This window comes from Bisbaumannia salifodinae (assembly GCF_055388505.1).
The window spans coordinates 2,205,121-2,217,816 of record NZ_AP043781.1 but is presented as its reverse complement, the minus strand read 5'-3'; the positions used below and the strand labels follow the sequence as shown (position 1 = coordinate 2,217,816).

General features: G+C 67.8%; 9 protein-coding genes. 4 read left to right on the top strand and 5 right to left on the bottom strand.

Annotated features, from left to right (window positions below; genetic code table 11):
- The first annotated feature begins 38 nt into the window (after positions 1-38).
- Positions 39-1,841 carry a gamma-glutamyltransferase family protein gene (locus tag ACZ5EF_RS10070; protein WP_346062291.1) on the top strand — a complete coding sequence of 601 codons (1,803 nt, stop codon included), beginning with the start codon at positions 39-41 and terminating at the stop codon, positions 1,839-1,841.
- Positions 1,842-2,295: 454 nt separating this feature from the next.
- On the opposite strand, the gene ACZ5EF_RS10065 is transcribed toward ACZ5EF_RS10070, so the two are convergent.
- On the bottom strand, positions 2,296-4,170 hold the full coding sequence (locus ACZ5EF_RS10065; protein ID WP_346062292.1) for a glycerophosphodiester phosphodiesterase family protein: 1,875 nt from the start codon (positions 4,168-4,170) through the stop codon (positions 2,296-2,298).
- A 372-nt stretch (positions 4,171-4,542) separates the two neighbouring features.
- Here ACZ5EF_RS10065 and ACZ5EF_RS10060 point away from each other — a divergent pair, with 372 nt between their 5' ends.
- Positions 4,543-5,814 (top strand): dicarboxylate/amino acid:cation symporter, encoded by a 1,272-nt coding sequence (locus tag ACZ5EF_RS10060; RefSeq protein ID WP_464122051.1) that lies wholly within the window; start codon positions 4,543-4,545, stop codon positions 5,812-5,814.
- 82 nt (positions 5,815-5,896) lie between these two features.
- On the opposite strand, the gene rraA is transcribed toward ACZ5EF_RS10060, so the two are convergent.
- The 4 genes from rraA to acnB form a co-directional block, all read right to left on the bottom strand.
- Positions 5,897-6,385, bottom strand: coding sequence for a ribonuclease E activity regulator RraA (rraA, locus tag ACZ5EF_RS10055; RefSeq protein WP_346062294.1), 489 nt, complete (start codon positions 6,383-6,385; stop codon positions 5,897-5,899).
- 267 nt (positions 6,386-6,652) lie between these two features.
- Entirely contained in the window at positions 6,653-7,528 is an 876-nt protein-coding gene (locus ACZ5EF_RS10050) for a WD40/YVTN/BNR-like repeat-containing protein (RefSeq protein WP_346062295.1), read from the bottom strand.
- Between the two features lie 150 nt (positions 7,529-7,678).
- Complete coding sequence (locus ACZ5EF_RS10045) at positions 7,679-8,221, bottom strand: porin family protein (RefSeq protein WP_464122050.1); 543 nt, start codon at positions 8,219-8,221, stop codon at positions 7,679-7,681.
- Between the two features lie 432 nt (positions 8,222-8,653).
- A complete protein-coding gene (gene acnB / locus ACZ5EF_RS10040; protein WP_346062296.1) occupies positions 8,654-11,257 on the bottom strand; it encodes a bifunctional aconitate hydratase 2/2-methylisocitrate dehydratase in 2,604 nt (867 codons plus the stop codon).
- Positions 11,258-11,559: 302 nt separating this feature from the next.
- On the opposite strand from acnB, the gene ACZ5EF_RS10035 reads away from it, so the two are divergent.
- The gene (locus ACZ5EF_RS10035) at positions 11,560-12,015 is read left to right on the top strand and encodes a DUF1289 domain-containing protein (protein WP_346062297.1); all 456 of its coding nucleotides are present in this window, start codon (positions 11,560-11,562) and stop codon (positions 12,013-12,015) included.
- A 2-nt stretch (positions 12,016-12,017) separates the two neighbouring features.
- The gene (locus ACZ5EF_RS10030) at positions 12,018-12,656 is read left to right on the top strand and encodes a MiaE family protein (RefSeq protein WP_346062298.1); all 639 of its coding nucleotides are present in this window, start codon (positions 12,018-12,020) and stop codon (positions 12,654-12,656) included.
- The last annotated feature ends 40 nt before the right edge of the window (positions 12,657-12,696 follow it).

The following is a 12,696-nucleotide window of genomic DNA, read 5'->3' as shown; positions in this document are numbered from 1 at the left end:
TGATACTCTGCCTGTTCCCGACCACAAGGAGTGTCGTTATGGCCCTTCGTTTCTCCGCCCTGACTCCGGCGGCGCTGATCCTGGCCCTGGGTGGCCTGCCCGCCGCTCACGCCTTCGAGTATGACCTGCCCGCCATCGCTCCCGAGGTGGCCTCGGAGACCGCCGACAAGCCGGGCTGGGCGACCCAGCGCTTCGCGGTGGCCGCCGCCAACCCGCTGGCCACCGATGCCGGCTACCAGATCCTGCGCGCCGGCGGCTCGGCCCTCGATGCCGCCATCGCCGTGCAGATGGTGCTGACCCTGGTGGAGCCCCAGTCCAGTGGCCTCGGCGGCGGCGCCTTCCTGGTCCATCACGACGGTGAGGCGGTGGTGGCCTATGACGGCCGCGAGACCGCCCCCGCCGCGGTGGACGAGGGCCTCTTCCTGGACGCCGCCGGGGAGCCCCTGGCCTTTATGGACGCCGCCGCCAGCGGCCTCTCGGTGGGGGTGCCCGGCACCGTGGCGATGCTCGAGCTGGCCCACGGCGAGCAGGGGCGGCTGCCCTGGGCCAGCCTCTTCGAGCCCGCCATCACCCTGGCGGAGCAGGGCTTCCCGGTGAGCCAGCGGCTGCATACCAGCCTGGCGGCGGAGCATCACCTGCGTCGTGACCCCCTGGCCGGGCCCTTCTACTACCCCGACGGCGAGCCCCTGGCGGTGGGCGAGACCCTGCGCAACCCGGCCCTGGCGGCCATCCTCCGCGAGGTCGCCGAGCACGGCGGCGAGGCCCTGCGTCGGGGGCCCATCGCCGAGGACCTGGTGGCCCGGGTCCAGGGTCACGCCGAGCGACCCGGCAGCCTCAGCCTGGCGGATCTGGCGGATTATGAGGCGCGCCAGCGGGAGGCGTTGTGCAGCCCCTGGCGGAGCTATCGGGTCTGCGGCTTCCCGCCGCCGTCCTCCGGTCACCTGACCCTGATGCAGATCCTCGGCCTGCTCGAGCAGTTGCCGGAGGTGACGCCCCTGGACGATGGGGGCATGCCTAGCGAGCCCTGGCTGCACCAGTTCCTGGAGGCTTCGCGGCTGGCCTTCGCCGACCGCGGCAAATATATCGCCGACCCGGACTTCGTGGCGGCCCCCGGCGGCGACTGGTCGCTGATGCTCGCCCCGGGCTACCTGGCGCAGCGCGCCGCGCTGATCACCGAGGAGAGCCTGGGCAGCGGCGGCGCCGAGCCGGGGTACCCCGGTGAGCTCGCCACCGCCTGGGCGGTGCAGCCCGACCAGCCGGAGTATGGCACCAGCCATATCAGCATCATCGACGAGGCGGGCAATGCCCTGGCCATGACCACCACCATCGAGGCCGCCTTCGGTTCGCGGATCCTGACGGATGGCGGTACGGGACTCTCCGGCGGCTACCTGCTCAATAACGAACTCACCGACTTCTCCTTCGCCCCGGCCGACGCGGCGGGCACCCCCATCGCCAATCGGGTGGAGCCGGGCAAGCGCCCCCGCTCCAGCATGAGCCCGACCCTGGTCTTCGACGCCGAGAGCGGCGACCTGGTGGCGAGCCTCGGCTCCCCCGGCGGCGCCGCCATTATCCACTACACCGCCAAGGCGCTGGTGGCCATGCTCGACTGGGGCCTGGATGCCCAGCAGGCGCTGAACCTGCCCCATGCCATTACCCTGGGCGGGCCGGCCTTCCTGGAGGAGGGGCGCTTCCCCGAGTCGACCCTGGAGGGGCTCGCCGAGCGCGGCCATGAGGTCAGCGAACGGGAGCTGGTCAGCGGCCTGCAGGCCATCGAGGTGACCGAGAGCGGCTTCTTCGGCGGCGCCGATCCCCGTAGAGAAGGCATCGTAATGGGCGATTAACCGTATCGCCAACAAGTCGGCGACGCGCGAACACCAGGGCCAGGGCCACGGCGCCGGGAAGGCATCGTAATGGGCGATTAACCGTATCGCCAACAAGTCGGCGACGCGCGAATACCAGGGCCACCCGCCGGGAAGGGATCGTAATGGGGGACTGATCGGCGGCGCGCGAATGCCAAGATCTTGGCGCCGGGAGAGCATCCAAAAGTGGGAGTGACTCGATACAGTCAGTGGATCCAGGGGGCTCGCTAGCGCCGGGACGAAACCCCACCGCCTTATGAGCCGGGCGACGCGTCGAACCGGACCAAGGTCCCTCTTGCCGGTTCTCGATCGACTTCCCTGTCGATCGCCGCTGCCCGGCTCTCCAGGCGGTGGCATCCCGGCTAAATCGCTCGGCCCCCTGCATCCACTGAGCCCCTCATCCTGACCTCGGCTTGTCGACGGCGATGCCCCTGGATTAGCTACGTAGCCAGTTGCGTAGCTTGATCAGCAGTAGCTCGCCGTCGCTGAGTTCCCGGCGCTCGGCCAGCAGGGCCGCCAGCAGGTCGGGGCGGTCGGTGATAATGGCGTCCACCCCCAGGTCGATCAGCTGCGACATCCGTGCCGGGTCATTGACCGTCCAGGCATGGATCTCGTAGCCGTGGTCGCGGGCCAGGCGCACCTCCGCCTCGCTGATGCGATTATGGCGCAGCCCCAGGGCGGCGAAGCCCCGGCGTTCCAGGGTGCCGGGGAGGATCAACTGGGCCAGCAGGGTAATGCGCAGCTCGGGCTCCCGCTCGGCGATGGCGCTCATCAGGGTGGGGGAGAGGGTGGCCAGGCGGGTCTCGGTCATGACCCTAGGGTCGCCACAGGTCCGGGTCGCCTCGGGGGTGGCGGCGTCCCGCAGACAGCGGCGTCGCGCCTCGGCCTCTGTCGCGAGGGCCGCCAGCACCGCCTCCACCAGGGCCCGCTCGCGGCCCGGGTCGGGCTTGAGGTCGATCATCAGGCCGGCCCGTCCGCGCACCGCGGCCAGGGCCTCCTCCAGGGAGGCGATGGGCAGGCCGGCATAGGCATCGCCGAACCAGCTGCCCAGGTCGAAGGCCCCGAGCTCCTCGAGGCTCAGCTCGCCGAGCCGGCGGGGATCGCCGGTCAGGCGCCGCAGGGTCCGGTCATGGTAGAGCACCACCCGATCATCGGCGGTCAGGCGCACATCCAGTTCCACATAGTCGGCCCCCTCGGCGGCCGCCCGCTCGACCGCTGGCAGGCTGTTCTCCGGGGTCGTCATGGAGCTGCCCCGGTGGGCGATGATGGCCACCTCGTCGTGAAGTTCGACCCGATTGAGGATCAGCGCGGCCTGGATGGCCAGGGCCAGCACCACCGCCAGCTCCAGGGCCCAGGCCAGGCGCTCGGGGTGCGCCCCGGGGCGGGGCAGGCGCAGTCGCTCGCGGCTCAGGCGCAGGAAGAGGGCGGCGGCCAGGAGGCTATTGGCCGCCAGGCCCAGGAAGGTCAGGGCCAGGGTCAGCAGCAGGTAGCCGGCCAGGTAGAGCAGCATGGCCGGCACCAGCACCGCCGGCCGCTCCGGCAGCCAGGCCACCAGGGGCGTGGCGATCAGGTCATAGCTCCAGGTGCTCAGGGGGGGCAGCGCCAGGATCAGGCCCAGCAGGGCGAGCAGGAGTAGGGCGATGCGCCCGAGATGGCCGTGGGTCAGTCGCCAACTGCGCGCCAGCGCCCGGCGCGGGCCGTCGTCCTCCAGTATCAGCGCCGCCACGGCCAGGCTCCAGCGCAGATAGAGGCTCGCGGCCAGGGCCGTCCATGTCAGCGTCGGCAGCAGGGCGCTGGCCACGAAGGCCCAGAGTGCCGGGGGGCGGGTGCGCTGTACATAGTAGGGATCCAGGTCACCGAGGAAGTGACCATAGAGCAGCCCCACCGCCAGGGCGAAGGGGGCGAGCAGCAGCAGATGAGCTCCCACCTGCAGGGTGGCCAGCCCCGCCAGCCGTGGCAACCGCCATAGCACCCGGCCCAGGGCGTCGAAGGCGCGCCGGTAGCGATTGCCGTGGGCACTCGCCGCCACCAGGATCATCCCCGCCTGCTGCAGGTAGAGTACCAGGAAGGTAAGGGCCAGGGTGGCCAGCAGCCAGAGGCCACCGGTGGGAGTGAGCAGCACGCCGGCCAGGTCGGCGGTGGCGATCACCGGGCGGCCCAGGCGCCCCAGCAGGGTCGCCAGACTCCAGGCGATGGCCGGCAGCAGCACCAAGGAGGCGAGCAGGGTAAAGGCGAGGTGATAGGCGAGCAGGGGGCGCCAGTGATCGATCAGCGCGCGCAGCACATCCTTGGCGAGGGCGTGAATCCGCATAGGGCCTCGTTATCGCCATGATGCCCTGAGCCTGCCACCGAGCGGCCGGTCTTGGCAATCCTGGCGGCCGAGACCGGCAGGGCTATCGCAGTACACTTTCTGCACTGAAGCCCGGGGCTACCCTGGGTCAGGCCGTCGCGGGGCGCTGTGAACCCCTCCCTGGGCGCTACTTTTGCCATCCCTGGCAAAAAACCCCCGCTCCGTCCTGTCCCCAGCGCCCTTCCGATATCCCAGAATAGGAGAACCTCTGCGGCCGGGAAAGATATTGAGCCTTTGCTATAAAACTAGCGATAAATTCTGTTTTTTTATTTTTTGGTAGTCGTTATACCATGTGCGCTTCGTTTTTTAGACAATCCAAACAGGCAGTGCCTTATGACGAAGCGCATGTTAAGCAGTATCGGCGTCCAGGTGGTGATCGCCATGCTGGTGGGGGCCCTGGTGGGGGCCCTGATGGGGGAGTCGGCGGCGATCTTCGCGCCCCTGGGGAGCCTCTTTATTCACCTGATCATGATGCTGGTGGTGCCGCTGATCGTGGTGGCCATCGTCTCCGGGGCCGCCGGCCTCGGTGCCAGCCCGGCGGCGGGGCGCATCGGTATCGCCACCTTCGCCTTCTTTATGCTCACCTCGGCGGTGGCGGTGACCCTGGCGCTGGCGATGGGCGCGCTCTTCCAGCCGGGCAGCGGCCTGGAGCTGGGCGCCGTGGAGGCGATGTTCTCCGCCGAATATGCCGATCGCGGCGAGGTGCCCGGCGTCTTCGCCACCCTGCTGGGGATGATTCCCACCAACGTCTTCGCCGCCCTCGGCGACGGCAATATCCTGCAGATCCTGGTGTTCTGCCTGTTCCTGGGCCTGGCCCTGTCGCGCCTCGATAGCGAGCGTACCGCCCCGCTGATGGCCGGCATGTCGACCCTGATCGATGCCCTGGTGTGGATGCTCAATATGGTGATGCGCATCGCCCCCATCGGCGTCTTCGGGCTGATGGCGGATGCGGTGGGCACCTTCGGCTTCGATGTGCTGATGCTGGTATCGAAGCTGTTCGGCGTCTATGTGCTGGCCATCGCCCTCTACGGCTTCGTCTTCTACCCCCTGGTGGTCAAGGGCGCCACCGGCATGCCGGTACGCCACTTCCTGGGCCGCATGAAGAAGCCCCAGGTGGTGGCGCTTTCCACCGCCTCCTCGATGGCCACCCTGCCGGTGACCCTGGACGTGGCGACCCGGGAGCTGGGGGTATCGCGGCCCACCTCCGCCTTCGTGCTGCCCCTGGGGGCCACCATCAATATGAGTGGCAATGCCATTTACTATGGCCTGGTGGCGATGTTCTTCGCCCAGCTGTTCGGCGTGGAGCTGGGCCTGGGCGCCTACCTGGCGATCATCTTCACCGCCACCCTGGGCGCCATCGGCCAGGCCGGGGTGCCGGGGCCCTCCTTCCTGGTGGTGGCGGTGCTGCTGGCGGCGGGGATCCCGGTGGAGGGGTTGCCGTTGCTGTTCGCCCTGGACCGCATCTTCGACATGATCCGCACCGCCTTGAATATCACCGGTGACGCCGCCTGTGCCGCCGTGGTGGATCGGCTGGTGCCGGAGGTCGCCGAGGCGGACGCGGAGGGGGAAACGCAGACGCGTCCGGTGTCATCCCAGGCCGCTTAAGCTTCCTTTGCCTCGACCATAAAAACACCGCCGCGGCAGTGCCGCGGCGGTGTTTTTACTGGCCCGAGGGCCACGCTTCCGTTCAGGCCTCCAGGGGCAGCTCGGCCTCGGCCACCAGGATGCCGTTATTGTCGGCATAGAGCCACTGGCCGGGGCGCAGGGTGACCCCGGCGAAGGTGACCGGGATATCGCGAACGCCTTCGCCGCGCTTCTCGCTCTTGCGCGGATGGGCGCCGAGGGCCTGGATGCCCAATTCGGTCTCCGCCAGCACGTCCACGTCGCGGACGCAGCCGTACATCACCACGCCGGCCCAGCCGTTGTCGGCGGCCTGCTCGGCGAGCATATCGCCGAGCATGGCGCAGCGGCTGGAGCCGCCGGCGTCCACCACCAGCACGGCGCCCTCGCCGGGCTTGGCCACCGCCTGCTTGACCAGGGAGTTGTCCTCGAAGCACTTCACGGTGCGGATGGGGCCATGGAAGGCTTCCCGGGCGCCGAAGTTGACGAACAGCGGATCCAGGACCCGAACCTCGGGGTGGGCGTCGCAGATATCCGGGGTAACGATGGAGGGCATGACAGGGCTCCTTGAGGGTAAGGGGGAAAGCGTCAGCGATCCACGTTACCCCAGGTCGAGGCAATATCCCATGCGCTTTTGGTGGATCGGCATGAGGATATGCCAGAAGAGCCGGTCTGGTGTTCCAGCGTGCCGCGAGGCAATCCGTGGGCGGGCGATCCTCCCCGTGTGGAGCGGGAGAAACCCGGATCCTGGTCTCCGCTGGGCCGGGCTTCCCGACCCTCCGGCCAAGCGTCTGACGCCGGGTATCGACGGTCAAGAGGGGGGCTAGGGGGCGCCGAGCGGGTGCCAGCTGTGACCACCATCCTGACTGGCGAGTACCCGGTCCCGAGCATCGATCGCATAGAGGCGCTCGGGATCCTGGGGGTCAACGGCCAGGTGCAGTAGATAATTGTCGCCCCAGCCGTCACTGAGCAGCTGCCAGTTGCGTGACGCCTCGCTGGCATGCACCAGACCGACGCCGGCGATAAAGGCATACAGATCTCCTGTGGCGGTGGTGGCCACCAGGCTGGTGGGGCGAGGTTCCGGATAGGCTTGGCGCCAGCGCCGTCCGGCATCGGGGCTCATCAACAGTCCGGCTTGAGTGGCCGCATAGAGGCGCTCCGGGTCCTGGCTGGAGGCGGCCAGTCCGATCAGGCCCTCCGGGGCGGGCCCCTGGAGATGCCACCCATGACCGGCATCGCGGCTGATCTGCAGTTGGCCATGGTAGGCGCCGTAGAGGGTGTCGGGGTCGGCATGGCTGACGGTCAACTGATGGAAGTCCACGGGCCCGTCGACGCCGGGGGAGCGTTGTGACCAGCTCTTGCCGCCATCGCTGGAGACGATGAAGCCGAGGTTGCCACCGCGCTGGGGGTGACCGCTGGCGAAGAACTGGGTCGGATCCCCGGGATGGGGGGTGAAGCCCATGAAGTCATCGCTGACCTCCGAGATCTGCTCGGTCATGCCATCCAGATCGAGGCGGTGAAAGCCGTGATGGGTGGCAAGGTAGAGCCGCTCGGAGTCTTCCTGATCGACCGTAATGCCGTGGAAGTGGGTGCGCTCGGCGAGGGCGTCCAGGGAGACACGCTCGGCCTCGGAGCCGCAGCCGGCAATGGCGAGCGCCATCAGGGGAGTCAAGAGGCGGCGTAAGGTGGCCGACGTCATAGGCGGATCTCCATCGGGTATCGGGCGAGTCGGGGGCGAAGGATGCGCCCAGGATTGCCACCATAACCTTGTAGCCGGCTACAAGGTCAAGAGAGGCGGCGTGACGAGCCCGAGAATCAGGCGGCCGCGCAGGGCCGCCTGGGAGCCCTATCAGAAGCGCAGGCCGGCGGAGAGGGTGAAGGCGTCGATGGTGTAGTCGCTGTCGAAGTCGTAGCGTTCGTACTCGGTGCGCAGCAGCACCGGGTCGAAATTGAACTGGGCGCCGAGGCCGTAGACCGGGGCGGTACCGTCCTGCTTCCTCAGTTCGCTGTTGTCTCGGCCCTGGACGAAGCGGCCGCGGACCTTGGTGTCCCAGCGGGCGACCCCTAGCTTGGCATAGGGGCTGAACCAGTCGGTGACGGGCAGCCTGCCGATCATGCTGGCGCCGTAGGCGGTGGAGTCGAGCCGGGTGTTGGGGAAGAACTCCTCTTCCAGGCTGACGGTGCCGAGGTCGGCGTAGAAGCCTTCCACCGCCAGGTAGCGGTTGATGTCGTAGCCGACGAAGGCCTTCCAGACGTTGTCCTTGTCATCGAGGTCGAAGTCTTCGGCGCCGGACCCGATGAAGTCGCGGACGTCTTCCCTGTTATTCTCCAGGGAACTGACGCCGGTGCCGACACCGAAGTAGAAGCCGCGCTCCTGGTCCGCTGCCGTCATCGCCAGCGGCGATAGGCTCAGGGCGGACAGGGCGAGGCCGGAAAGGGTGAGGGTGCCGAGTCGGGGGGCAAGCCATGCAGGATCTCCTTGAATGCGGGGTGTTCGATGTGGTCGAAGGTTGCAATGGCGTTGGCATCCTGCCGATTCGCGACGGTCTCGTACCCTAGCAAGCCTCTAGGTAACTCACTACCATCACCTGGTAATACTTGGTACGCCCCTGTCCCCCAATGGAGACGGCGGGGTATCTGGCTGTCGGGGGCAAGGTTTCGCCCGAGAGACGCACTGGCAAGACATTAAAAAAACGCCCCGCACGAGGCGGGGCGTTTCGGTCATCGGCTCGGCCCTAGGGGCATGCGATGTTGCGAGCATCGGAGTCGATGAGGCGCCGGCGGGGGGAGGGCCTCCCGCCCACCGGCGTTCCCGGTCGGAGGCTTAGGCCTCCTGAGTCACCGGAATCACGTTCGAGGCGGCCTTCTGGTACTCCTCGATCTCGTGGAAGTTCATGTAGCGATAGATCTCGCCGGAGAGGGCGTCGAACTCGCTCATGTAGCCCTGGTACTCCTCGACGCTGGGCAGGCGACCCACCACCGCGGCCACGGCGGCAAGCTCCGCGGAGGCCAGGAAGACGTTGGCGCCGTCGCCCAGGCGGTTGGGGAAGTTACGGGTGGAGGTGGAAACCACGGTGGACTTGGGCGCCACCCGTGCCTGGTTGCCCATGCACAGGGAGCAGCCGGGCATCTCCATGCGCGCCCCGGCGCGGCCGTAGATGCCGTAGTAGCCCTCTTCGGTGAGCTGGTGCTGGTCCATCTTGGTGGGCGGCGCCAGCCACAGGCGGGTCTTCAGGCTGCCCGCGGGCTGCTTCTCGAGCAGCTTGCCGGCGGCACGGAAGTGACCGATGTTGGTCATGCAGGAACCGATGAACACCTCATCGATTTGCTGGCCGGCCACCTCGGAGAGCAGGCGAGCGTCGTCCGGGTCGTTGGGGGCGCAGAGGATCGGCTCCTGGATCTCGCTCAGGTCGATCTCGATCACCTCGGCGTACTCGGCGTCCTGGTCGGCGCGCATCAGGTTCGGGTTGGCCAGCCACTCTTCCATGGCCTGGATGCGACGCTCGATGGTGCGCACGTCGCCATAACCGTTGCTGATCATCCACTTGAGCAGGGTGATATTGGACTTCAGGTACTCGGCGACGCTCTCTTCACTCAGGGTGATGGTGCAGCCGGCGGCGGAGCGCTCGGCGGAGGCGTCGGAGAGCTCGAAGGCCTGCTCCACGGTGAGGTCCTCGAGGCCCTCGATCTCCAGCACGCGACCGGAGAAGGCGTTCTTCTTGCCGGACTTCTCGACGGTCAGCAGACCCTGCTGGATGCCGTAGTAGGGGATGGCGTGGACCAGGTCACGCAGGGTGACGCCGGGCTGACGCTTGCCCTTGAAGCGCACCAGCACCGATTCCGGCATGTCTAGCGGCATCACGCCGGTGGCGGCGGCGAAGGCCACCAGGCCGGAGCCCGCCGGGAAGGAGATGCCCATCGGGAAGCGGGTGTGGGAGTCGCCGCCGGTGCCCACGGTGTCGGGCAGCAGCATGCGGTTCAGCCAGGAGTGGATGATGCCGTCGCCGGGACGCAGGGAGACGCCGCCGCGGTTCATGATGAAGTCGGGCAGGGTGTGGTGGGTCTCCACGTCCACCGGCTTCGGGTAGGCGCTGGTGTGGCAGAAGGACTGCATCACCAGGTCGGCCTGGAAGCCCAGGCAGGCGAGGTCCTTGAGCTCGTCACGGGTCATCGGACCGGTGGTGTCCTGGGAGCCGACGGTGGTCATCTTCGGCTCGCAGTACATGCCCGGGCGCACGCCGTCCAGGCCGCAGGCCTTGCCGACCATCTTCTGGGCCAGGGTAAAGCCCTTGCCGGTGTCCTTGGGCTGCTCGGGCAGGCGGAAGACCTCGGACTGGGGCAGGCCGAGGGACTCGCGGGCCTTGCCGGTCAGGCCGCGACCGATGATCAGCGGGATGCGGCCGCCGGCGCGCACCTCGTCGAGAATCAGCTGGGTCTTGAGCTCGAAGGTAGTCAGCACCTCGTCGGTGCCGTGCTTGCACACCTTGCCTTCGTAGGGGTAGACGTCGATGACATCGCCCATATTGAGCTTCTCGACATCCATCTCCACCGGCAGGGCGCCGGAGTCTTCCATGGTGTTGAAGAAGATCGGGGCGATCTTGCCGCCGAAGCAGAAGCCGCCGGCGCGCTTGTTGGGCACGTTGGGGATATCGTCGCCGAAGAACCACAGCACCGAGTTGGTGGCGGACTTGCGCGAGGAGCCGGTGCCCACCACGTCGCCCACATAGGCGACCGGGAAGCCCTTGGCCTTGACCGCTTCGATCTGCTGGAGCGGACCGGTGGTACCGGGCACTTCCGGGGTGATGCCTTCGCGCTCGTTCTTGAGCATGGCGCGGGCGTGCAGCGGGATGTCGGGGCGCGACCAGGCGTCCGGGGCGGGGGAGAGGTCGTCGGTGTTGGTCTCGCCGGGCACCTTGAAGACGCTCAGGGTGATCTTCTCCTCCAGGGCCGGCTTGGAGAGGAACCACTCGGCATCGGCCCAGGACTGCAGCACCTCCTTGGCCACGACGTTGCCGGCCTTGGCGCGCTCTTCCACGTCGTGGAAGGCATCGAACATCAGCAGGGTGTGCTTGAGCTGTTCGCCGACTTCCTTGGCCAGGTCGGCGTCGTCGAGCAGTTCGACCAGGGAGACGATGTTGTAGCCACCCTGCATGGTGCCCAGCAGCTTGACCGCGTGGATCCGGTCGATCAGCGGGGACTCGGCCTCGCCCTTGGCGATGGCGGTCAGGAACCCGGCCTTGACGTAGGCGGCCTCATCGACGCCCGGGGGCACGCGATCGGTGATCAGCTCGAGGATGAACTCTTCTTCGCCGGCGGGCGGTGCCTTGAGCAGCTCCACCAGGGCGGCGACCTGCTCGGCGTTCAGCGGTTTCGGCGGGACGCCTTCCTGGGCGCGTTCCTCGACATGTTGGCGATATGCTTCAAGCACGATTGGGCCCTCATCAAGTTGCTTTGCCAGGGCGTTGAGCCGGCCGTCCCGGGCCTTGGCGGCCTCTGCGGGAGTCGGCGACGGGTCAGGATGGGTCGCCCTGGAGCCTGTGGTAACCGTGGTTCAGGTGAGGCGGATTCTACGGGAAACTGTCGACAATGTTAAGCGAGCCCCTCAGCCGCGGGCCTTGTACTTTGGTCGGCGGGGCGCGTTATGGTCGCCCCGGGAGTGTCCCGCGGCGCCCGGGACGGGTAAGATGCCGGGGCCCGACAGACTGCGAGAACGACCCGTCGAGGAAGCGAATGTCTCAGCGAATCAGCACCCCCTGCGTGGGGGTCTGCTCCACCACCGTCGGTGACGCCGTGTGCCGGGGCTGCCAGCGCCATCTGGACGAGATCCGCGACTGGTTCGGCTACGACGAGGCCGAGCGCCGGCGACGCATCGGCGAGCTCGATGCCCTGAGGGTGCAGGCCGCGGCGAGTCTCCTGAGGGTAGACGACGAGGCCCTGTTGAATGCCCAGTTGGCCAGGCACAGTATCCGCGTGCGCCCGGAGCAGCCGCCGCTGTCCCGCGCCGTGGAACTGTTGCGGGTGGGGCGCGAGCGCATCCAGGACCTCTCCCGTTATGGCCTGGCCCGCCAAGGGGCCGGGCTGGGGCTGACGCCGCCGCAGCTCTTCGCCAAGCTTAGCGACGCCCTGGCCCTGGCGGGCCAGGCGCGAATCGCTCCCATGATTACCGATAGCCATCATTCAGGATGACCATGCAAGACAGCCTAACGGCCCTGCTGCCCCCGGACCTGCTCTCCTTCCTGCGCTGCCCCACGCCCCAGGCCTGGGTCGAGGCGGCCCTGCGCAACCAGGAACTGCTGCTGATCGATCACGCCCAGTGCGAGAAGAAGGCGGCCTCCACCGCCATGAGCCTGATGTACCGCTATGTGGATCGCCCCCTGCTGCTGACCAAGATGTCGCAGCTGGCGCGGGAGGAACTGCTGCACTTCGAGCAGGTGGTCACGCTGATGGAGTCCCGAGGCATCGCCTATCGTCACCTCAGCGCTTCCCGCTATGCCGAGGGGCTTCGTCGCCACCTGCGCGCCGAGGACCCGCTGCGCCTGGTGGACCTGCTGATCGTGGGGGCGCTGATCGAGGCGCGCAGCTGCGAGCGCTTCGCCTGCCTGATCCCGCGCCTAGACGCAGAGCTTGCCAAGTTCTACCGCAGTCTGGTTAAGTCGGAAGGGCGTCACTATGAGGACTATCTGATGCTGGCGCGGCTCGTTGCCGAAGAGGCGGGCGATGGAGAGGTGGAGGCACGGATCGCCTTCCTCGCCGATCGCGAGGCGCGCCTGATCGAGGCCCCGGATGGCGATTTCCGCTTCCATAGCGGTGTCCCCGAGGCGGCCTGAGATCCAGGGAACAGACGGCAAGGCGCTTGCCGATGACACA

What these genes read in the sequence shown, in the direction of transcription:
- ACZ5EF_RS10060 (WP_464122051.1), top strand. Translation starts at nt 4,543, where the DNA reads ATGACGAAGCGCATGTTAAGCAGTATCGGCGTCCAGGTGGTGATCGCC.
- ACZ5EF_RS10070 (WP_346062291.1), top strand. Translation starts at nt 39, where the DNA reads ATGGCCCTTCGTTTCTCCGCCCTGACTCCGGCGGCGCTGATCCTGGCC.
- ACZ5EF_RS10065 (WP_346062292.1), bottom strand. Translation starts at nt 4,170, where the DNA reads ATGCGGATTCACGCCCTCGCCAAGGATGTGCTGCGCGCGCTGATCGAT.
- ACZ5EF_RS10050 (WP_346062295.1), bottom strand. Translation starts at nt 7,528, where the DNA reads ATGACGTCGGCCACCTTACGCCGCCTCTTGACTCCCCTGATGGCGCTC.
- ACZ5EF_RS10035 (WP_346062297.1), top strand. Translation starts at nt 11,560, where the DNA reads ATGTCTCAGCGAATCAGCACCCCCTGCGTGGGGGTCTGCTCCACCACC.
- rraA (WP_346062294.1), bottom strand. Translation starts at nt 6,385, where the DNA reads ATGCCCTCCATCGTTACCCCGGATATCTGCGACGCCCACCCCGAGGTT.
- ACZ5EF_RS10045 (WP_464122050.1), bottom strand. Translation starts at nt 8,221, where the DNA reads ATGACGGCAGCGGACCAGGAGCGCGGCTTCTACTTCGGTGTCGGCACC.
- ACZ5EF_RS10030 (WP_346062298.1), top strand. Translation starts at nt 12,018, where the DNA reads ATGCAAGACAGCCTAACGGCCCTGCTGCCCCCGGACCTGCTCTCCTTC.